Genomic DNA, 21215 nt, shown 5'->3' on the forward strand with positions numbered 1-21215 from the left:
TCCTTAACCTAACAGCTCTTCGACAGTTTTACCACGAAGCTTCGCAACTTCTTCCGCACGTTTCAAACGGGAAAGACCTTCTAGCGTCGCGTTTACCATGTTCATGGAGTTCGAAGAACCGAGCGATTTCGTCAAAATGTCGCCTACACCAGCAAGCTCAAGTACTGCACGTACAGGGCCGCCAGCGATAACGCCAGTACCTTCGGAAGCCGGCTTCAGAAGAACTTCTCCAGCGCCGAAATGTCCGAGGACAAGGTGAGGGATCGTTGTTCCAACGAGTGGTACATGGATCAGGTTTTTCTTAGCATCTTCGATACCTTTGCGAATCGCATCAGGTACTTCGCCTGCTTTACCGATCCCTGCGCCAACCCAGCCTTTGCCGTCGCCGACTACTACAAGCGCACTAAAGCTGAAACGGCGTCCGCCTTTTACAACTTTCGCTACGCGATTGATATTAACAACTTTTTCAGTCAGTTCTAACGTATTCGGATCTACACGCAAGTCATTTAACCTCCTTATAAGTAAAGTCGATTAGAATTCCAGACCAGCTTCGCGAGCTGCTGTCGCAAGTGCTGAAATTCTGCCGTGATACAAGTAACCGCCGCGGTCGAATACGATTTGGGTTACCCCTTTCGCTTGAGCGCGTTGTGCAATCAATTGGCCTACTTTCGTAGCTGCTTCGATGTTACCGCCATTGCCGACAGCTTCTGTCAACTCTTTGTCCATTGTGGACGCGGATGCGATCGTTACACCTGCAACGTCATCGATCAATTGTGCATACATATGCTTGGAGGAACGGAATACAGACAGACGTGGACGTGCAGCTGTACCGTTGATTTTTTTGCGAACACGCAGGTGTCTTTTCAGACGAGCCTTGTTTTTATCGCCTTTCGTAATCATGCAAGGTTCACTCCTTTCTCATTGCCTTAGGACGCTATCTTAAGCAAACGAGCCGTTTGCTTATTTCTTCTTACCAGCTTTACCTTCTTTGCGGATGATGCGTTCACCTTCGTACTTGATACCTTTGCCTTTATACGGCTCTGGTTCACGAACGGAGCGGATTTGAGCAGCAACAGCGCCTACGCGCTCTTTGTCGATACCGCGAACAGTGATTTTCGTGTTCGCAGGAACGTCAAACTCAATACCAGCCTCTGGTGTAATCTCCACCGGGTGAGAGTAACCAACGTTAAGAACGATCTTATCGCCAGCTTTGTTCGCACGGTAACCTACACCTACCAGCTCCAGATTTCTCGAGAAGCCTTCAGTAACGCCGCTCACCATGTTAGCGATGATACTGCGAGTCGTTCCGTGCAAAGAACGATGCAATTTATTGTCGGAAGGACGTTCGATCAGGATTTCAGTCTCCGATACGTTCACTTTCATATCTTTGTGAACTTCACGGGAAAGCGATCCTTTCGGTCCTTTTACAGTAATAACTGTGTTATCCAAGTTAATAGTAACGCCGTTAGGCACTTGAATTGGTTTACGACCAATACGGGACATTGTTACACCTCCTGTCTTTGTGACTTGTTACTTACCAAACGTAGCAGACTACTTCGCCGCCGGATTTAACTTGGCGAGCTTCTTTATCAGTCATAACCCCTTTGGACGTGGAAATAATAGCAATTCCAAGACCGCCCAAAACGCGTGGGATTTCAGTTGATTGTGTGTAAACGCGAAGGCCAGGTTTCGAAATACGTTTCAGGCCTGTAATTACGCGCTCTTGGTTAGGGCCGTATTTCAGGAAAATACGGATCATACCTTGTTTGTTGTCTTCGATATATTCAGCATCGCGGATGAAACCCTCACGCTTCAAAATTTCAGCAATTTGCTTCTTCATTTTCGAAGCGGGCATTTCCACGGTCTCATGACGAACGACATTCGCGTTACGAATACGTGTCAACATATCTGCAACCGGATCAGACATAACCATTGTGTTAACCTCCTTCCCGAACTAGGCATTTTACCAGCTTGCTTTTTTAACGCCAGGAATCTGGCCCTTATGTGCTAACTCGCGGAAACAAATCCGGCAAATTTTAAACTTTTGCAAAACAGAATGCGGACGGCCGCAACGCTCACAGCGCGTATAAGCACGCACTTGGAATTTCGGTGTGCGTTGTTGCTTCACTTTCATCGAAGTTTTTGCCACTGGGTATTACACCTCCTAAAAGTGGATTACTTCGTGAACGGCATGCCCAATTGGGTCAGCAATTCACGAGATTCTTCGTCCGTTTTTGCCGTAGTGACGATGACGATGTCCATACCACGAACTTTATCGACTTTATCGTATTCGATCTCTGGGAAAATCAGCTGCTCTTTCAAGCCAAGCGTGTAGTTTCCACGACCATCAAATGCTTTATTCGAAACACCACGGAAGTCACGTACGCGTGGAAGCGAAATATTGAACAGCTTGTCAAGGAAGTGGTACATGCGCTCGCCGCGCAATGTCACTTTAACCCCGATTGGCATGTTCTCACGAAGTTTGAAGCCGGCAATCGACTTCTTCGCGCGAGTTACGACTGGTTTTTGACCGGAAATGATGCGTAGTTCTTCAACAGCTACATCAAGGATTTTCGAATTGGAAACCGCTTCGCCTACCCCCATGTTGATAACAACCTTCTCAATTTTCGGCACTTGCATTACAGACGTATAGTTGAACTTCTGCATAAGAGCAGGTGTGATGTCATTGAGAAAACGATCTTTCATTCTTGCTGCCATTTTCATGGACCTCCTTTCCTACTGTAACGATTAGTCGATTACTTCTCCGGAACGTTTAGCGATTCGTACTTTCTTACCGTTGTCGAGCACTTTATATCCGATACGTGTTACTTTACCGCTCTTCGGATCGATGTGCATAACGTTCGATACGTGTACTGGCGCTTCTTGTTCAATGATACCGCCCTGCGGGTTTGCTTGCGATGGACGAGTATGCTTTTTCACCATGTTAACGCCCTCTACAAGTACGCGATTTTCACGCGGGTACGCAGCGATTACACGGCCCTTTTTACCTTTGTCTTTACCGGTAATAACGATAACTGTATCGTCTTTTTTGACGTGCAATTTATTGTTATGCGATTCAAGAATTTTTTTCAACCTTGGCATGAGTTACACCTCCTGCACGCTTGTGCTTTCAAGCTTATATAGGGTTTTGATTAGATTACTTCTGGTGCCAGCGATACGATCTTCATGAAATCTTTATCGCGAAGCTCACGAGCAACAGGTCCGAAGATACGTGTGCCGCGCGGGCTCTTATCTTCTTTAACGATTACTGCCGCATTCTCATCGAATGCGATGTAGGAACCGTCTTTACGACGAACCGAACGCTTCGTGCGAACGATAACGGCTTTTACAACGTCACCCTTTTTGACAACGCCGCCTGGTGTTGCTTGTTTGACGGAGCAAACGATCAAGTCGCCAATGTGACCAACGCGGCGTCCTGTACCGCCTAGTACACGGATACACATCAATTCTTTAGCGCCGGAGTTGTCAGCAACTGCTAAGCGCGAAAATGGTTGAATCATTTCAACGTCCTCCTTTCGGAAAAATGCTCAGGTACTGCTATCGCTCGTTAAATAACAACCGCTACTTCTACAACTTCTACAAGTCTGAAGCGCTTGTCTTTGGAAAGCGGACGAGTCTCCATGATTTTCACGATATCGCCAATTTTCGCTTGGTTGTTTTCATCGTGCGCTTTGAACTTTTTCGTAACCTTAATACGTTTATGGTACAATTCGTGTTTTTTGTAAGTCTCAATAGCAACAACAATTGTTTTATCCATTTTGTCGCTTACGACTTTGCCAATTAGCACTTTGCGGGCATTGCGTTCGCTCATGTTCTTCCTCCTTCCTACAGCCGTGATGGTTCATAACTGCAAGAAAATATTATTAGCTGCTGATGCCGAGTTCTCTTTCACGCAAGATCGTTTTAGCGCGAGCAATTCCTTTACGCACGTCACGAATCCGTGTCGGGTTATCCAGTTGGCCAGTAGCCAATTGGAAACGAAGGTTGAAAAGCTCTTCTTTAAAACCAGTGATCTGTTGTTCAAGCTCAGCAGAGGTTAGGTTGCGAAATTCATTAGCTTTCATTTGCTTCACCACCCACTTCTTCGCGTTTCACGAACTTCGTTTTGATCGGCAGTTTGTGAGCAGCAAGGCGCATTGCTTCACGAGCAATTTCTTCGGATACACCAGCAAGTTCAAACATGATCTTACCTGGTTTAACGACTGCAACCCACTTCTCAACGTTACCTTTACCGCTACCCATACGAACCTCTAGAGGCTTTTGAGTTATCGGCTTATCCGGGAAGATTTTGATCCATACTTTACCGCCACGTTTGATGTAACGAGTCATCGCGATACGAGCTGCCTCGATCTGACGGTTCGTGATCCATGTCGGTTCAAGAGCTTGAAGACCAAATTCGCCGAATGCTACTGTTGTRCCGCCTTTAGCGCGACCTTTCATATGACCGCGTTGTTGTTTGCGGTGTTTGACACGTTTAGGTACCAACATGATTAGTTGCCTCCTTCCTGGGGAGCTTTCTTCTTAGTCGGAAGGACTTCGCCGCGATAGATCCACACTTTTACGCCGATACGGCCGTAAGTTGTATGTGCTTCTGCTGTACCATAATCAATATCTGCGCGCAGTGTATGAAGAGGTACTGTACCTTCGCTGTAGCCTTCCGAACGTGCGATTTCCGCGCCACCGAGACGACCGCTAACTGCGGTTTTGATCCCTTTAGCACCCGAACGCATGGAGCGTTGAATTGCTTGCTTCAATGCGCGGCGGAAAGATACACGACGCTCAAGTTGTTGTGCGATGCTTTCAGCTACAAGAATAGCGTCAAGATCAGCATGTTTGATTTCAGAGATGTTGATGTGAACTTTTTTGCCTTTAGTGATCTTGCCAAGCTCCGTACGTAGGTTTTCCACCTCGGAACCGCCTTTACCGATAACCATGCCCGGTTTAGCAGTTTGGATCGTTACGTTTACGCGGTTAGCTGCACGTTCGATCTCGATATGGGAAACAGCTGCATCTTTCAGCTTGTTTTTCAAATATTCACGAATTTTAACGTCTTCCATCAGAAGATCGCCAAAATCTTTGCCTGCGAACCATTTCGACTCCCAATCGCGGATAACTCCGACACGGAAGCCAACTGGATTTACCTTTTGACCCACACGTAATCCCTCCTTATTTTTCAGATACCACTAAGGTGATGTGGCTGGTTCTTTTATTGATCCGGCTTGCACGTCCCATAGCACGAGGACGGAAACGTTTCATCGTTGGCCCTTGGTTAACGAAAGCTTGCGATATAACCAATTTGTTAACGTCTAGCTGGTAGTTGTGCTCAGCATTCGCTATAGCAGAGTTCAGCAACTTCTCCAGAATTGGGGAAGCGGATCTCGGCGTGTGACGCAGAATGGCAATCGCTTCGCCAACTTGCTTGCCACGGATCAAATCAGCAACGAGCATCGCTTTGCGCGGAGCAATACGAACGAATTTAACGTGCGCTTTAGCTTCTTGCATGTAGGAACCTCCTCTCGTTCATTAAAGGTGATAAAGGGCAAATTAACGTCTGCCCGTTTTTTTGTCTTCGCCGGCATGGCCTTTGTACGTACGAGTTGGTGCGAATTCACCAAGCTTGTGTCCAACCATATCTTCCGTTACATAAACCGGCACATGCTTACGACCATCATAAACTGCAAACGTGTGACCAATGAATTGTGGGAAAATGGTCGAGCGGCGGGACCAGGTTTTGATAACGACTTTTTTCTCGGTTTCGTTCAAGACCTCGACTTTTTTAAGCAGGTACCCGTCAATAAACGGACCTTTCTTCAAACTGCGACCCATTTGTGTTCCTCCCTTCACATAACGTTCGTGTTAAGCAATTTGTATCAAGCGACTATTACTTCGTGCGACGACGAATAATATATTGGCTCGATGCTTTTTTCTTCTTGCGAGTTTTGTAACCAAGCGTCGGTTTGCCCCATGGAGACATTGGGGATTTACGTCCGATTGGAGCACGGCCTTCACCACCACCGTGTGGGTGATCGTTCGGGTTCATTACTACGCCGCGGACTTCTGGACGTTTGCCCAACCAACGGGAACGGCCGGCTTTACCGATTTTCACGAGTTCGTGATCTTCGTTACCAACAGAACCGATTGTAGCACGGCAAGTGTTCAGAATGCGACGAACTTCGCCGGAAGTCAAACGAATCGATACGTAGTTTTCTTCTTTACCAAGAAGTTGAGCTTCCGTACCAGCAGCGCGAACAAGTTGTCCACCTTTGCCTGGTTTCAATTCGATGTTGTGGATAACTGTACCGACCGGGATATTCACAAGCGGCAAAGCGTTGCCGATCTTGATATCAGCCGTAGGACCGGACATAACTTGATCGCCGACTTTCAATCCTTTAGGAGCGATGATGTAAGCTTTCGCACCATCCACGTAATGGATCAAAGCGATATTGGAAGTACGGTTCGGATCGTATTCGATCGTCGCAACGTTACCTACGATACCGTCCTTAGTACGTTTGAAATCGATAATACGGTATTTACGTTTGTGTCCGCCGCCATGGTGACGAACCGTAATTTTACCTTGGTTATTACGACCAGCTTTTTTGAAAAGCGGTGCAAGCAACGATTTCTCCGGTGTGCTTGTCGTAATTTCTTCGAAAGTCGACACGGACATACCACGACGAGCTGGCGATGTCGGTTTGTACTTTTTAATTGGCACTTGTATTCCCTCCTTTTCTAAACAGACGTTTCAAAGAACTCAAGTTCTTTGCTGTCAGCGCTCAGTTGAACGATCGCTTTTTTCCAATCAGGTCTGTATCCGCTATGTTTACCATAACGTTTTGGTTTACCCGCTACACGCATCGTGTTAACGCCGGTTACTTTTACTTTGAAGATTTGTTCAATAGCTTGTTTGATTTCGGTTTTGTTCGAACGAAKATCAACTTCAAACACATAACGTTTTGTAGCCATGTAATCGCTCGTACGTTCCGTAATAACCGGGCGCTTGATAATATCGCGTGGATTTTTCATTACGCAAGCACCTCCTGTACTTTCTCTACTGCTTCTTTAGTGATGATCAGCTTATCATACACAAGTACGTCACGAACATTGATGCCGTCAGCTGCGACGAATTTCACGCCCGGAATGTTACGAGCGGACAATGCTACGTTATCCTCATAGTTAGCCGTTACAACAAGCGCTTTACGGTCAACCTTAAGGTTGTTCAAGATGTTTGCGAATTCTTTCGTCTTAGGAGCCGCGAATGTCAGTTGATCAAGAACGATAATTTCGTTAGCGATAACTTTCGAAGACAATGCGGATTTGATCGCAAGACGACGAACTTTTCTAGGAAGCTTGAATCCGTATGTGCGTGGAGTCGGTCCGAATACAGTACCGCCGCCAACCCACTGCGGGGAGCGAATGCTACCTTGACGAGCACGGCCAGTACCTTTTTGTTTCCAAGGTTTACGACCGCCGCCGCGTACTTCGGAGCGTCCTTTAGTTTTGTGAGTACCTTGACGTTCAGCAGCTTGTTGAAGGACAACAGCGCTGTGCATAACCGTTGCGTTTGGTGTAATACCAAATACGTTCTCAGCAAGCTCAAGCTCGCCAACGGAAGCGCCACTCACGTTCAATACTTTAACTGTAGGCATTTCTTGTTCCTCCTTTCTTCAAGAGCAATTATTTCTTAACGGTTTGTTTCACTTTAACGAATCCGTTTTTAGGGCCCGGGATCGAACCTTTTACAAGAAGAACGTTACGTTCTGCATCTACACGGATAATTTCAAGCTTTTGGATTGTGATCGTTTCGTTACCCATGTGACCTGGAAGGCGTTTGCCTTTCGGTACGCGGTTAGCTTGGATCGAACCCATCGAACCTGGACCACGGTGGTAACGCGAACCGTGTGCCATTGGTCCAGTGCTTTGTCCCCAACGTTTGATAACGCCGGCAAAGCCTTTACCTTTCGAAATACCTGTTACGTCAACGAATTCGCCCTCTGCGAACAAGTCAGCTTTCACTTCCTGGCCAACTTCGTAATCACCAAGGTTAATACCGCGAATCTCACGAACGTAGCGCTTAGGAGTCGCGCCAGCTTTCTTAGCGTGGCCGATCTCTGGCTTATTCGTTCTGCTTTCTTTCTTATCGGAGAAACCGAATTGAACGGCTTCGTAGCCATCGTTCTCTTGGTCTTTCTTCTGAAGCACGACGCAAGGACCAGCTTCGATAACCGTTACTGGAACTACGTTTCCTTCAGGAGTGAACACTTGAGTCATTCCAAGTTTTTTCCCTAAGATACCTTTCATGTTGACACCTCATTTCCTTTCTATGATCGCATTTACTTTTGTTATTACAGTTTGATTTCGATATCTACACCGGATGGTAGATCCAGGCGCATCAACGCATCAACCGTTTGCGGCGTTGGGTTAACAATATCGATCAAACGTTTATGTGTACGTTGTTCGAACTGCTCCCGGGAATCCTTGTACTTGTGTACCGCACGGAGAATAGTGATGATTTGCTTTTCCGTTGGTAACGGAATCGGCCCGGATACACCTGCACCGGAACGTTTTGCAGTTTCAACGATCTTCTCTGCGGATTGGTCAAGAATTCTGTGATCGTATGCTTTCAAGCGAATACGAATCTTTTGCTTTGCCATATAAGTCCCTCCTTCTATCGCCCAATTTATTATCGGACATACTCCGCGAGAAAAACCCTTCACGCGCTCCATGGCAAAGGAGCGGGGTGTGTCGGCAACCTCTCGCATCAACGCAACGTCAGACCAACAGTCAATATTATACCGAATTTAATAGGCAATTGCAACATAATAATCTCGCTCGCAGAATGGCAATGATTATGGGGAATTATTCGCTTCGCGACGCTGCACTCGGCCTCCGTCCGCCATTGAAACTGTGATCCCATGATTAGGGTTTAAGGATGCATCACAGTATCAAATGCGGAACGTAAACTCTCCGGCTCGAGCCCAGCTTTGCTCCATTCCAATTCCCTGCATTACTTGCTCATCTGCTCGCTCGAAGCAGAAAAGCATGCTCGTTCGATTTCATGTGAACGAACATATGTAGCTAATGCCATCGTTCCGTTATGAGTTGCCTCACTCATTATTGACCCGAAACACATTATATAACGCCGCTCGCTTCGTTTCATTAGTAATAAGAAGGGAATATACACAAACGTTGATCAATGCAGCCTGCAACCGATCGCCGCTGCGCATTAGCGGAATTTCGGGAAACTAATTTGTCCTCTACACCAAAAACCGCTCATTTAGTTCGATTTCGGGCAGCTAATCCGGCACTTTTGGTGTCTTGAGCGATTATTCGCGAATTAGTTCGACGAAATGCCGCTATTGAGTATATTGAAGTTCGTTAGTCAAAATTAGTTATACGAAATCGAACTATCGATTCAGTCACAACAAAAATAACGCGTGCGACTAAAGATCGCACGCGTTTCTTCTATTATATATATGGTTTGATGAGGTCGGAACGAAGAGGAAGGCGGGGAGCTGGAGAGTTTACGATTTGCTTTTGAAATCAGTATTGTAACAGCGTACTAATCTAATCAAGACAATACGGTTTCAACGCAGACGCAAGCCCCCGACTTCTTCGCAGTGCAGCTCCCTCACATAGCCCTAAGCTTCCCTCTTTGCTATCGCCCAGTGCAGTCCGCAATCAAACCTACCCCAGCACGATGCGATCGTCGGCCAGCTTCTTGCCGCTGATCTGTTCGAATTCGCCAAGCAGCTGCTCTACGGTCAAGTTCTGCTTGCGGTCTTCATTGACGTTAAGGATAATCCGACCCTTATCCATCATGATCAGGCGGTTGCCCAGACGAATCGCCTGCTCCATATTGTGCGTAACCATAAGCGTCGTAAGATTCATCTCGCGGACAATCGATTCCGTGAGCGTCGTGATAAGCTCCGCACGAGCCGGATCCAGCGCCGCCGTATGCTCGTCCAGCAAAAGGATTTGCGGACGTGTGAACGTCGCCATCAGCAAGCTGAGTGCTTGACGCTCGCCGCCTGACAGCAGACCAACCTTGGCATTAAGACGATTCTCAAGGCCAATGCCTAGGCGAGACAGCTCTTCACGGAATATCGCTCGTTTCGCTTTGTTCACGCCAAAGGAGAATCCACGCGACTTGCCTCGCGTATAAGCCATCGCCATATTCTCCTCGATCGTCATGCGCGGCGCTGTGCCGGCCATCGGATCTTGGAAGACGCGGCCGATCCAGCGGCTGCGCTGGTGCTCGGACAATGGCGAGATGACCTTCCCGTCAATTTTGACATCACCGGCATCCGGTTTCATTACGCCAGAAATAATGTTCATTAGCGTCGACTTACCTGCTCCGTTGCTGCCGATTACGGTTACGAAGTCGCCTGGCTTCATGATCAAGTTAGCGCCTACGAGCGCCGTCTTCTCATCCACCGTGCCTGGATTGAAGAGCTTCGATACGTTAGCGATCTCCAACATTAGCGCTCACCTCCCGCTTGAGAGGCATTGCCAAGCTTGGCCAGCATTTCGGCCGTGCGTTTACGGGCGACGCTCTTCATTTTCACTGCTCGTCTTGCCGAAGGCACAACGAGAGCGAAAATAATAATAATCGCCGTAATAAGCTTCATATCAGACGCTTCCAGCCACTCCACGCGGAGTGCCAGAGCAAAGATAATCCGATAAATAATAGCTCCCAGTATGACAGCCAGCGTTGCACGGAAGATCGAACGCGAGCCGAAGATCGCCTCGCCAATAATAACGGAAGCTAGTCCGATAACGATCATCCCGATCCCCATGCTGTTGTCGGCAAACTTTTGCTGCTGAGCTATAAGGGCTCCGGATGTTGCAACCAGTGCATTGGATAACGCAATTCCGAAAATCGTTGTAATGTCAGTGTTTGCACCGAAGCTCCGAATCATTCGCGAGTTATCCCCAGTTGCGCGCAAGCTCAAGCCCACATCGGTTTTGAAGAACAAATCCAACAATACCTTAACCACAATAGCCAATATTGCGGCAAGCACCAGCACCGAAACACCGTCGAATACATTGTCCATATTACGCAATGAAACGTTTGGCTTGCCTAGAATACGCAAGTTGATCGAATATAAAGCAATCATCATAATGATACCGGACAACAAGCCATTGATCTTGCCCTTCGTATGCAGCAAGCCGGTGCAAGTACCTGCAACCGCACCGCCGATAAAAGCGCAAATGACCGCAATCCATGGCGGTGTACCATTCACGGTCATGACAGCGCCTATTGCGGCTCCCGTCGTGAAGCTTCCGTCAACCGTTAAATCCGGAAAGTCGAGTATGCGAAACGTAATATAGACGCCAAGCGCCATCAACGCATACAACAGGCCGCTTTCTATAGCACCCTGTAATGATGTGAGCATCGTTATGCCACTCCTTTGTCACAACAAGGGGGTGAACAGAATTACCGCTCACCCCGCATGTTTTCATATTCTTATTCTATTCCAATGATACCGGACTTACTCGATGATGTTATTCTCAGGATCTTTTACGTAGCTTTTCATTTTATCCGTAACCGTGATGCCTTGCTCTGCTGCTGCCTTCAGGTTCATGATGAAATCCAGCTTTTGTGGAACCGTAATGTCCATCTCGCMTGGCTTTTTACCGTTTTTCAAAATTTCAACAGCCATTTGTCCAACTTCATAACCGTGGTCGAAGTATTTGAAACCAACCGTTAAGAAGGCTCCTTTTTCAACCGTATCACGGTCGGCGGAGAAGAACGGAATGTCGTTTTTGTTAGCCACTTCAATAATAGAATCCACGCCGCTTACAACGTTGTTGTCAAGCGTAATGTAAATAGCATCTACACGACCAACCAAAGACTCGGCAGCTTGTTGTACATCGGAAATATTAACGATAGGAGCTTTAACAAGTTCGATGCCATGTGCTAAAAGTGCTTCTTCGGCATATTTAGCCATAACTACAGCATTTGGTTCTCCCTCGTTGATAACCAGGCCTACTTTCTTCACTTCTGGAAGCTCGGCAGCGATGAAATCCATTGTTTGCTTAACCGCATCCGGGTTTGTATCGGAAGCGCCCGTCACGTTGCCGCCTGGGGCTTGAAGTTGCTTAACGATGCCTGCATCGATCGGATCTGTTACTGCTGCGAACAAGACTGGGATGTTCGTTACGTCCTCAGCCAAGTTCTGAGCCGTCATTGTTGCGATCCCAAGTGCAAGGTCCGCTTTGCCCGAAGCGATTTTCTGAGAAATCGTTTTGCTGTTTGCCGTATCCGCTTGTGCGTTGTTCATATCGATCTTTAGGTTCTTGCCTTCTTCGATGCCCGCATCCTTCAATGCTGCAAGAAAACCTTCTTTTGTCGCATCGAGCGACGGATGCTCAACCAATTGCGAAATCGCAATCGTATACGTTTTTTCTGCATCCCCGCCAGTATTGCCTGTGTTGTTGTTCGATCCTGTATTCGTATTGTCGGAACCGTTCGCACCGCATGCCGCCGTTACAGCCATAACTGCCGCAAGCGTAACGCCTAACCAAAACTTTTTTTTCATTTGATATACCCCTCTCATAATGTGTACCGTCAACGTTATTCTCATAGAAGGAAATCCATGCAATACAAATAAGGCTATACCTTTTCCCGGAAGAAATATGTCTGCCTATACTGTCTGAATACCTTCTGAACGTGGACAACCTTTGCATTACATTTAATATTAAAGGTCGAAACCACATACCGTCAATCATTAGTTACATGAAAAATATCCAAATATACTTGTAATATAAAGAAGCTCCCACAGATGTGGGAGCTTCTCGTTACAAACGTCGGCCTAAGGCCGCGTTTATTATTTTTGGATAGTTGCTACTGCGCCAGCGCCTACTGTACGGCCGCCTTCACGAATCGAGAAACGAGTTCCCTCTTCAACAGCGATTGGAGCGATAAGCTCAACCGTTACAGTGATGTTGTCGCCAGGCATAACCATCTCAGTGCCTTCTGGCAGGTTGATGATACCCGTTACGTCAGTTGTACGGAAGTAGAACTGTGGACGGTAGCCTGTGAAGAAAGGCTTGTGACGGCCACCCTCTTCTTTAGTAAGAACGTAAATTTGAGCAGTGAAGTTCGTGTGTGGCTTAACCGAACCCGGTTTAGCCAATACTTGACCACGCTCGATGTTGCTGCGGTCTACACCACGAAGCAATGCGCCAACGTTGTCGCCAGCTTGAGCGGAGTCAAGCAATTTGCGGAACATTTCAACGCCTGTTACTACGGATTTACGGGACTCTTCAGCAAGACCGATGATTTCGATCTCGTCGCCAACTTTGATAACGCCACGCTCTACGCGACCTGTAGCAACTGTACCACGGCCTGTGATTGTGAATACGTCCTCGACAGGCATAAGGAAAGGCTTAGCCGTGTCGCGTTCTGGAGTTGGGATATAAGTGTCAACTTGTTCGAACAATTCAACGATTTTGTCAGCCCAAGGACCGTCAGGGTTAGCAAGTGCTTCACGAGCTGCGCCGCGGATGATTGGAGTGTCGTCGCCTGGGAACTCATACTCGGAAAGAAGGTCGCGAACTTCCATCTCAACAAGCTCAAGAAGCTCTTCGTCTTCAACCATGTCGCATTTGTTCAGGAATACAACGATGTAAGGCACGCCTACTTGTTTCGAAAGCAAGATGTGCTCACGAGTTTGTGGCATTGGGCCGTCAGTAGCGGATACTACAAGAATAGCTCCGTCCATTTGAGCAGCACCAGTGATCATGTTTTTAACGTAGTCGGCGTGACCTGGGCAGTCAACGTGTGCGTAGTGACGAGCTGGCGTCTCATACTCAACGTGAGCTGTCGAGATTGTGATACCGCGCTCGCGCTCTTCTGGAGCTTTATCGATTTGGTCGAATGCTACTGCTGCACCGCCGTATTTTTTGGAAAGAACAGTTGTAATAGCAGCCGTCAATGTTGTTTTACCGTGATCGACGTGACCGATAGTACCAATGTTAACGTGCGGTTTATTACGTTCAAATTTTGCCTTAGCCATTGAACTTAATCCTCCTCATATACCATCATATTTTTTATGTGTGGGCCGACACCTAGAGTGCAAGCAAACCTGATGACGGCCTAAAACAAACTTTAGTTAGCCAAACGCAGTGATTACTCAGTGCCTTTGTGCTTGGAAATAATTTCTTCAGCGATCGACTTAGGAACTTCTTCATAGTGAGAAAGCTCCATCGAGAATACGCCGCGTCCTTGTGTACCGGAACGAAGTGTTGTGGAGTAACCAAACATCTCGGAGAGAGGCACCTTAGCACGGATGATTTGAGCGCCTGCGCGCGAATCCATACCTTCGATACGACCACGACGGGAGTTAAGCATACCCATAACATCGCCCATGTACTCTTCAGGAACAGTAACTTCAACTTTCATGATTGGCTCGAGCAATACTGGCTTACATTTTTCTTTGGCAGCTTTAAGCGCCATCGAACCTGCAATTTTGAACGCCATCTCGGAGGAGTCGACATCATGATAAGATCCGTCTACAACAACAGCTTTGACATCAACGAGCGGGAAGCCGGCAACTACGCCGTTCTTCATCGACTCTTCAATACCAGCCTGGATAGGAGCGATAAATTCACGTGGAATCGAACCGCCGACTGTTTTGTTTTCGAATATGAAGCCTGAACCTGGCTCAAGTGGTGAGAATTCAACCCAACAATGTCCGAATTGACCTTTACCACCGGATTGACGAACGAACTTACCTTCAACTTTCGCAGCTTGACGGAACGTTTCACGGTAAGCAACTTGTGGTTTACCAACGTTTGTCTCAACTTTGAATTCACGGAACATACGGTCAACGAGAATTTCAAGGTGAAGCTCACCCATACCAGAAATAATCGTTTGGTTTGTTTCTTCGTCCGTATGTGCACGGAAGGTAGGATCTTCTTCAGCGAGTTTAGAAATCGCAATACCGAGTTTGTCTTGGTCAGCTTTCGTTTTTGGTTCGATAGCAACCGAGATAACCGGTTCTGGGAAGTTCATCGACTCAAGGATGATGATCGCTTTCTCATCGCAAAGTGTATCACCAGTTGTTGTGTCTTTAAGACCAACAGCTGCAGCGATGTCGCCGGAATACACTTCAGAGATTTCTTGACGCGAGTTCGCATGCATTTGAAGAATACGTCCAATACGTTCACGTTTGCCCTTAGTTGAGTTAAGAACATACGAACCGGATTTCAGTATACCCGAATACACACGGAAGAACGTCAAACGACCAACATAAGGGTCCGTCATGATTTTGAATGCCAAAGCCGAGAACGGCTCTGTATCAGACGATGGTCGTGCGCCTTCTTCTCCATCCTCGAGCGTACCTTTGATTGCCGGTACATCGAGTGGGGATGGAAGGTAGTCAACAACCGCATCCAACATCAATTGAACACCTTTATTGCGGTACGAGGATCCAACGATTACTGGGAAGATTTTAACTTCGCATACGCCTTTACGGAGTGCTGCTTTAATTTCTGGAATAGTGAGTTCTTCACCTTCCAAATATTTCATCGTTAATTCTTCATCCAGTTCTGCAACCTTTTCAATCAATTCCGTACGAAGTTCTTCGACTTGGTCGGCGTACTCAGCAGGAATCTCAACCTGAATTGGATCTTTACCTGTATCATCTTTGTACTTGTATGCTATGCGTTCAACGATATCGATAACGCCAACAAAATCACTCTCGGCGCCGATCGGTATTTGAATCGCAACAGCATTAGCTTGCAGACGCTCGCGCATGTCTTTAATAACATTCAGGAAGTCTGCGCCAATGATGTCCATCTTATTGACGTAAGCGATACGTGGTACGTTGTAACGGTCAGCTTGACGCCATACCGTCTCAGACTGTGGCTCAACGCCTTCTTTCGCACTGAAAACCCCAACAGCCCCGTCCAATACGCGCAGGGAACGTTCAACTTCAACTGTGAAGTCAACGTGTCCCGGGGTGTCGATAATATTGATGCGGTGACCGTTCCATTGAGCGGTTGTAGCGGCAGACGTAATCGTAATACCGCGTTCTTGTTCTTGTTCCATCCAGTCCATCGTAGCTGCACCTTCGTGCACCTCACCGATTTTATGAGTACGGCCCGTGAAGAACAAGATCCGTTCAGTCGTAGTCGTTTTACCAGCATCAATATGCGCCATGATCCCGATATTGCGCGTATTATTCAAGGAGAACTCTCTTGACATAAAATGGTCTCCTCTCGATTGTTAAGATTCTACCAGCGGTAGTGAGCAAACGCTTTGTTTGCTTCAGCCATTTTGTGCGTATCTTCGCGTTTCTTAACAGAAGCGCCAGTGTTGTTCGAAGCATCCAGGATTTCAGCAGCTAGACGCTCTTCCATCGTTTTCTCGCCGCGGTTACGTGAGTAGTTCACGAGCCAACGGAGACCAAGTGCCGTACGGCGCTCTGGTTTAACTTCGATAGGCACTTGATAGTTAGCGCCGCCTACACGGCGAGCTTTAACCTCAAGAACCGGCATAATGTTTTTCAAAGCTGTTTCAAAAACCTCCATCGGATCTTTACCCGAGCGCTCTTGAATCAATTTGAAAGCATCGTATAGCAGTGTTGCTGCTACGCCTCTTTTACCGTCAAGCATAATGCGGTTGATTAGGCGCGTTACCAGCTTGCTGTTATACATCGGATCTGGAAGCACATCGCGCTTCGTTACAGGACCTTTGCGTGGCATGTAAAGTCCCCCTTTCTTCTTATAGTCGCTTGTTCTAGCTTGTTAATAACTCAATAGAGTTATTCTTACGATTTTTTAACTTTAGGACGTTTTGTACCATATTTCGAACGAGCTTGCATACGGTTGTTAACACCTGCAGTATCAAGCGCGCCGCGAACGATATGATAACGTACTCCTGCTAAGTCTTTTACTTTACCGCCGCGGATCAAAACAACGCTATGCTCTTGCAAGTTGTGTCCGATACCCGGAATGTAAGCCGTAACCTCTAAACGGTTCGTCAGACGAACACGAGCATATTTACGAAGCGCGGAGTTCGGTTTCCTTGGAGTCATTGTACCTACACGAGTGCACACACCGCGTTTTTGAGGAGCGCTGATGTTAGTAGCTTCACGTTTCAGAGCGTTGAAACCTTTTTGCAATGCTGGCGATTTCGATTTAACGACTTTCGCTTGACGTCCTTTGCGGACCAGCTGGTTAATTGTTGGCATGTTGCCACCCCCTTCCCCTATATCAATGTCTTTAATACGGTAGACATTTTACCCCATTTAAGCCCACAGAACCAGGCGGTTCATAAATGAACATACGAATTTCTAATTCCTAGTCATCAGGCACACTTCGACATATTAGCATCTATACTGTGTACATGTCAAGTGTAATCCTCTAAAATTCATATTTCTACTGAATTAATGATTAATGCGGTACATGATTTACTCCATTATCTCAAAAGAAAAAGCGATCCACGCAGCCCGTTCGCATCGAACGAACGGGTGCATGTATCACTTCATTCTTCATTCATTACCTATCTGAGTCAGCCATTGACTGCTATCTATTCGATAGCTACTGCTTCCGTAGCTTCTTCTTGGACAATTGGATTACCTTCTTCATCTTCCATACCCACGAAGTGGATATTGCGATAACGCTGCATACCGGTACCTGCTGGAATCAGCTTACCGATAATTACGTTCTCTTTCAAGCCAAGCAATTGGTCGACTTTGCCTTTGATAGCAGCATCGGTCAATACGCGCGTCGTTTCTTGGAACGATGCCGCCGACAAGAACGAATCCGTTTCAAGCGACGCCTTCGTAATACCGAGCAATACCGGCTTAGCGACAGCTGGCTCTTTATCAGAGAAGATTGCCTCGCGGTTCTGCGACTCATATTCATGAATGTCGACGAACGCACCTGGAAGAAGAGTTGTACCGCCAGCGTCTACGATACGGATTTTACGGAGCATTTGTTTAATCATGACTTCAACGTGCTTGTCATTGATTTCTACGCCCTGGTTCCGGTAAACGCGCTGTACTTCTTGCAAAATGTAGTTCTGTACGCCGCGGATACCTTTGATGCGCAGCATGTCTTTCGGATCGATCGAGCCGTCTGTCAGCTCGTCGCCTGCTTCGATATGCTGGCCTTCCGTTACGCGGATACGCGAACCGTAAGTAACTGCATATACTTTCGATTCTGCTTCGCCTTGAACTTCGATCTCACGACGGTCCTTCGCTTCACGAATTTCCTTGATGACGCCGTCAAGCTCGGAAATGATCGCTTGGCCTTTCGGATTACGCGCCTCGAACAACTCCTGAATACGCGGCAAACCTTGCGTGATGTCGTCACCGGCAACGCCGCCCGTATGGAACGTACGCATCGTGAGCTGTGTTCCTGGTTCGCCGATCGATTGAGCCGCGATAATACCTACCGCTTCACCAATCTCAACGTGCTTGCCAGTAGCTAAGTTACGGCCGTAGCACACTTTACATACGCCATGACGAGCGCGGCAGCTAAGCACAGAACGAATCTGCAGCTTCTCAACACCTGCATCGATGATCGCATCCGCTTTGTTCGAATCGATCAGTTCACTGCGGTTAACGATAATTTCGCCAGTCTTCGGATGACGAACAGTCTCGAAGGAGTAACGTCCTTCAATACGGTCGTACAGATCCTCGATAACTTCTTTACCGTCTTGAATCTTGCTAACCGTGAAGCCTTTATCTGTTCCGCAATCTTCTTCACGAACGATAACGTCCTGCGCAACGTCAACCAAACGACGAGTCAAGTAACCCGAATCGGCTGTACGAAGTGCTGTATCGGCCAAACCTTTACGCGCACCATGCGTCGAGATAAAGTACTCGAGGACGGTAAGACCTTCACGGAAGTTCGATTTGATTGGCAACTCGATGATACGGCCGGATGGATTGGCCATCAGACCACGCATACCGCCGAGCTGCGTAATTTGCGATTTGTTTCCCCGTGCTTTCGAATCCACCATGAGCATGATGTTGTTGTAACGATCCATCGATTTCATGAGGACTTCGGTAATTTCGTCTTTACACGCGCTCCAAATCGTGATGATACGGTCATAACGCTCTTCGTTCGTAATCAAACCACGACGGTATTGATTCATAACGGTAGCGACCTTATCGTCGGAACGTTTCATGATTTCTGCTTTTTCTACCGGGATGATAACGTCGGATACGCCGATCGTAATACCAGCCTTTGTGGAATAAGTGAAACCAAGCTGCTTAATGCGGTCAAGAATGACTGCCGTAAGCGTTGTGTGGTATTGACGGAAACATTCCGCGATTACAAGCGCAAGGTAGTCTTTGCCTACCGCGCCAGGGGTGTTCAATTCATCCGCAAACTTAACAAGGTCTGCACCTTTTTCGTATACGAAATATTTATCTGGCGTACCGTGAAGCAGATTCGTCTTCGTTGCTTCGTTGATATAAGGGAAATCTTCAGGGAAAATCTCGTTGAAGATGACTTTACCAACCGTAGTAACGAGCAACGAGTTTTGCTGCTGTTCGGTGAAATTAACTTTTTTCAATACGCGAACCGGAACGAAGATACGCGCGTGCAACGATACAATACCGCGTTGATAAGCGGAGATTGCTTCGTTGACCGTACCGAATACCGAACCGCTGCCTTTGGACTCTTTGTTGTCCATCGTCAGATAGTAGCTGCCGAGAACCATATCCTGCGATGGCGTAACGACTGGCTTACCGTCTTTCGGGTTCAAGATATTGCCCGATGCAAGCATAAGAAGACGAGCTTCCGCTTGCGCTTCTGCGGACAACGGTACGTGAACGGCCATTTGGTCACCGTCGAAGTCAGCGTTGTAAGCTGTACATACGAGCGGGTGAAGCTTGATCGCTTTACCTTCAACCAAGATAGGCTCGAACGCTTGGATACCGAGTCTGTGAAGCGTCGGGGCACGGTTGAGCAATACCGGATGCTCCTTGATCACTTCTTCAAGAACGTCCCACACTTCAGGGCTTACACGTTCAACTTTACGCTTCGCGCTCTTAATGTTATGCGCAAGGCCTTTGTTGACGAGTTCCTTCATGACGAACGGCTTGAACAGCTCAAGTGCCATTTCCTTCGGAAGGCCGCACTGGAACATCTTCAGGTTAGGACCTACGACGATAACGGAACGACCGGAATAGTCAACCCGTTTACCGAGCAAGTTCTGACGGAAACGTCCTTGCTTACCTTTGAGCATATGGCTGAGAGATTTCAATGGACGGTTGCCCGGTCCCGTAACAGGACGGCCGCGACGACCATTATCGATCAATGCGTCAACTGCTTCTTGAAGCATGCGCTTCTCATTCTGTACGATAATGTCTGGTGCACCCAGATCAAGCAGTCGCTTCAGACGGTTGTTCCGGTTAATTACACGGCGATACAAATCGTTAAGGTCGGATGTTGCGAAACGGCCGCCGTCGAGTTGTACCATTGGACGAAGCTCAGGAGGAATGACCGGAAGCACGTCCAAAATCATCCACTCCGGCTCGTTGCCGGAATTACGGAATGCTTCGACGACTTCAAGACGCTTGATCGCACGGTTACGGCGTTGGCCTTGAGCCGTACGCAGCTCTTCCTTCAGTTGCTCAAGCTCTTTTTCGATGTCGATATCTTGAAGAAGCTTCTTAACTGCCTCAGCACCCATGCCTGCATGGAAGCCGAAACCGTACTTCTCACGATAGCTGCGGTATTCTTTCTCAGACAATAGTTGTTTCTTCTCAAGCGGAGTTTCACCTGGATCGGTAACAACGTAAGATGCGAAATAAATGATCTCCTCAAGCGAACGAGGGGACATATCAAGCGCAAGGCCCATGCGGCTTGGAATACCTTTGAAGTACCAGATATGGGAGACAGGAGCTGCAAGCTCGATATGTCCCATACGCTCGCGGCGAACTTTCGCGCGAGTAACTTCGACGCCACAGCGGTCACAGACTACGCCTTTGTAACGAACGCGTTTGTATTTGCCGCAATGACATTCCCAGTCCTTAGTAGGTCCAAAGATTTTCTCGCAGAAGAGACCTTCCTTCTCCGGTTTTAACGTCCTATAGTTGATTGTCTCCGGTTTCTTAACTTCTCCGCGGGACCACGAGCGAATTTTGTCAGGCGAAGCCAGACCGATTTTCATATACTCGAAGTTGTTCACGTCCAACAAGGAGCAACCCTCCTTCGTCATCTATAAC

General features: G+C 47.4%; 27 protein-coding genes. All 27 read right to left on the bottom strand.

Annotated elements, in window-relative coordinates:
• Positions 1–3: 3 nt before the first annotated feature.
• The 27 genes from rpsE to rpoC all read right to left on the bottom strand — a co-directional run bounded on the left by rpsE (position 4) and on the right by rpoC (position 21187).
• Positions 4–501 (bottom strand): 30S ribosomal protein S5, encoded by a 498-nt coding sequence (rpsE, locus tag AC1DF0_RS28405; RefSeq protein WP_337103251.1) that lies wholly within the window; start codon positions 499–501, stop codon positions 4–6.
• A gap of 30 nt (positions 502–531) precedes the next feature.
• Positions 532–900: a 50S ribosomal protein L18 gene (gene rplR, locus AC1DF0_RS28410; RefSeq protein WP_337103250.1), complete on the bottom strand. Its 369-nt coding sequence runs from the start codon at positions 898–900 to the stop codon at positions 532–534.
• A 60-nt stretch (positions 901–960) separates the two neighbouring features.
• Complete coding sequence (rplF, locus tag AC1DF0_RS28415) at positions 961–1503, bottom strand: 50S ribosomal protein L6 (RefSeq protein ID WP_337103249.1); 543 nt, start codon at positions 1501–1503, stop codon at positions 961–963.
• A 31-nt stretch (positions 1504–1534) separates the two neighbouring features.
• Positions 1535–1933, bottom strand: a complete 399-nt coding sequence (rpsH, locus tag AC1DF0_RS28420) for a 30S ribosomal protein S8 (RefSeq protein ID WP_307208498.1) — start codon at positions 1931–1933, stop codon at positions 1535–1537.
• A 30-nt stretch (positions 1934–1963) separates the two neighbouring features.
• Positions 1964–2149: a type Z 30S ribosomal protein S14 gene (locus tag AC1DF0_RS28425; RefSeq protein ID WP_219874746.1), complete on the bottom strand. Its 186-nt coding sequence runs from the start codon at positions 2147–2149 to the stop codon at positions 1964–1966.
• A 26-nt stretch (positions 2150–2175) separates the two neighbouring features.
• Positions 2176–2718, bottom strand: a complete 543-nt coding sequence (gene rplE / locus AC1DF0_RS28430) for a 50S ribosomal protein L5 (protein ID WP_307208496.1) — start codon at positions 2716–2718, stop codon at positions 2176–2178.
• A gap of 30 nt (positions 2719–2748) precedes the next feature.
• On the bottom strand, positions 2749–3102 hold the full coding sequence (rplX, locus tag AC1DF0_RS28435) for a 50S ribosomal protein L24 (RefSeq protein WP_307208495.1): 354 nt from the start codon (positions 3100–3102) through the stop codon (positions 2749–2751).
• A 50-nt stretch (positions 3103–3152) separates the two neighbouring features.
• A complete protein-coding gene (gene rplN / locus AC1DF0_RS28440; protein WP_053373907.1) occupies positions 3153–3521 on the bottom strand; it encodes a 50S ribosomal protein L14 in 369 nt (122 codons plus the stop codon).
• A gap of 47 nt (positions 3522–3568) precedes the next feature.
• Positions 3569–3832 carry a 30S ribosomal protein S17 gene (rpsQ, locus tag AC1DF0_RS28445; RefSeq protein WP_337103248.1) on the bottom strand — a complete coding sequence of 88 codons (264 nt, stop codon included), beginning with the start codon at positions 3830–3832 and terminating at the stop codon, positions 3569–3571.
• Between the two features lie 52 nt (positions 3833–3884).
• Positions 3885–4085, bottom strand: a complete 201-nt coding sequence (rpmC, locus tag AC1DF0_RS28450) for a 50S ribosomal protein L29 (protein WP_307208493.1) — start codon at positions 4083–4085, stop codon at positions 3885–3887.
• Positions 4075–4509, bottom strand: a complete 435-nt coding sequence (gene rplP / locus AC1DF0_RS28455) for a 50S ribosomal protein L16 (RefSeq protein ID WP_337103247.1) — start codon at positions 4507–4509, stop codon at positions 4075–4077. The genes rpmC and rplP overlap by 11 nt, the downstream gene beginning before the upstream one ends.
• A 2-nt stretch (positions 4510–4511) precedes the next feature.
• Complete coding sequence (rpsC, locus tag AC1DF0_RS28460) at positions 4512–5174, bottom strand: 30S ribosomal protein S3 (RefSeq protein ID WP_337103246.1); 663 nt, start codon at positions 5172–5174, stop codon at positions 4512–4514.
• A gap of 13 nt (positions 5175–5187) precedes the next feature.
• Positions 5188–5523, bottom strand: coding sequence for a 50S ribosomal protein L22 (gene rplV, locus AC1DF0_RS28465; RefSeq protein ID WP_307208489.1), 336 nt, complete (start codon positions 5521–5523; stop codon positions 5188–5190).
• 42 nt (positions 5524–5565) lie between these two features.
• Positions 5566–5847, bottom strand: a complete 282-nt coding sequence (gene rpsS / locus AC1DF0_RS28470; protein ID WP_056635975.1) for a 30S ribosomal protein S19 — start codon at positions 5845–5847, stop codon at positions 5566–5568.
• A gap of 55 nt (positions 5848–5902) precedes the next feature.
• Positions 5903–6733 carry a 50S ribosomal protein L2 gene (gene rplB / locus AC1DF0_RS28475; protein WP_442050291.1) on the bottom strand — a complete coding sequence of 277 codons (831 nt, stop codon included), beginning with the start codon at positions 6731–6733 and terminating at the stop codon, positions 5903–5905.
• 17 nt (positions 6734–6750) lie between these two features.
• Complete coding sequence (gene rplW, locus AC1DF0_RS28480; protein WP_477576761.1) at positions 6751–7044, bottom strand: 50S ribosomal protein L23; 294 nt, start codon at positions 7042–7044, stop codon at positions 6751–6753.
• A complete protein-coding gene (gene rplD, locus AC1DF0_RS28485; RefSeq protein WP_337103243.1) occupies positions 7044–7667 on the bottom strand; it encodes a 50S ribosomal protein L4 in 624 nt (207 codons plus the stop codon). Before rplD ends, rplW begins: the two co-directional genes overlap by 1 nt.
• A gap of 28 nt (positions 7668–7695) precedes the next feature.
• Entirely contained in the window at positions 7696–8319 is a 624-nt protein-coding gene (rplC, locus tag AC1DF0_RS28490; protein ID WP_337103242.1) for a 50S ribosomal protein L3, read from the bottom strand.
• Positions 8320–8363: 44 nt separating this feature from the next.
• The gene (gene rpsJ / locus AC1DF0_RS28495) at positions 8364–8672 is read right to left on the bottom strand and encodes a 30S ribosomal protein S10 (RefSeq protein WP_017692074.1); all 309 of its coding nucleotides are present in this window, start codon (positions 8670–8672) and stop codon (positions 8364–8366) included.
• 1033 nt (positions 8673–9705) lie between these two features.
• A complete protein-coding gene (locus AC1DF0_RS28500) occupies positions 9706–10500 on the bottom strand; it encodes an ABC transporter ATP-binding protein (protein ID WP_442050290.1) in 795 nt (264 codons plus the stop codon).
• Positions 10500–11417, bottom strand: a complete 918-nt coding sequence (locus AC1DF0_RS28505) for an ABC transporter permease (RefSeq protein WP_442050289.1) — start codon at positions 11415–11417, stop codon at positions 10500–10502. Before AC1DF0_RS28505 ends, AC1DF0_RS28500 begins: the two co-directional genes overlap by 1 nt.
• 96 nt (positions 11418–11513) lie before the next feature.
• On the bottom strand, positions 11514–12563 hold the full coding sequence (locus AC1DF0_RS28510; RefSeq protein ID WP_477576765.1) for an ABC transporter substrate-binding protein: 1050 nt from the start codon (positions 12561–12563) through the stop codon (positions 11514–11516).
• A 288-nt stretch (positions 12564–12851) separates the two neighbouring features.
• Complete coding sequence (tuf, locus tag AC1DF0_RS28515) at positions 12852–14042, bottom strand: elongation factor Tu (protein WP_442050287.1); 1191 nt, start codon at positions 14040–14042, stop codon at positions 12852–12854.
• A gap of 113 nt (positions 14043–14155) precedes the next feature.
• On the bottom strand, positions 14156–16234 hold the full coding sequence (gene fusA / locus AC1DF0_RS28520; RefSeq protein ID WP_442050286.1) for an elongation factor G: 2079 nt from the start codon (positions 16232–16234) through the stop codon (positions 14156–14158).
• Between the two features lie 29 nt (positions 16235–16263).
• The gene (gene rpsG, locus AC1DF0_RS28525; RefSeq protein ID WP_337103236.1) at positions 16264–16734 is read right to left on the bottom strand and encodes a 30S ribosomal protein S7; all 471 of its coding nucleotides are present in this window, start codon (positions 16732–16734) and stop codon (positions 16264–16266) included.
• A gap of 65 nt (positions 16735–16799) precedes the next feature.
• Positions 16800–17222 carry a 30S ribosomal protein S12 gene (rpsL, locus tag AC1DF0_RS28530; RefSeq protein WP_054025332.1) on the bottom strand — a complete coding sequence of 141 codons (423 nt, stop codon included), beginning with the start codon at positions 17220–17222 and terminating at the stop codon, positions 16800–16802.
• Between the two features lie 338 nt (positions 17223–17560).
• Positions 17561–21187, bottom strand: coding sequence for a DNA-directed RNA polymerase subunit beta' (gene rpoC / locus AC1DF0_RS28535; protein ID WP_442050285.1), 3627 nt, complete (start codon positions 21185–21187; stop codon positions 17561–17563).
• Positions 21188–21215 lie beyond the last annotated feature (28 nt).

The organism is Paenibacillus sp. 05T425, from assembly GCF_056396205.1.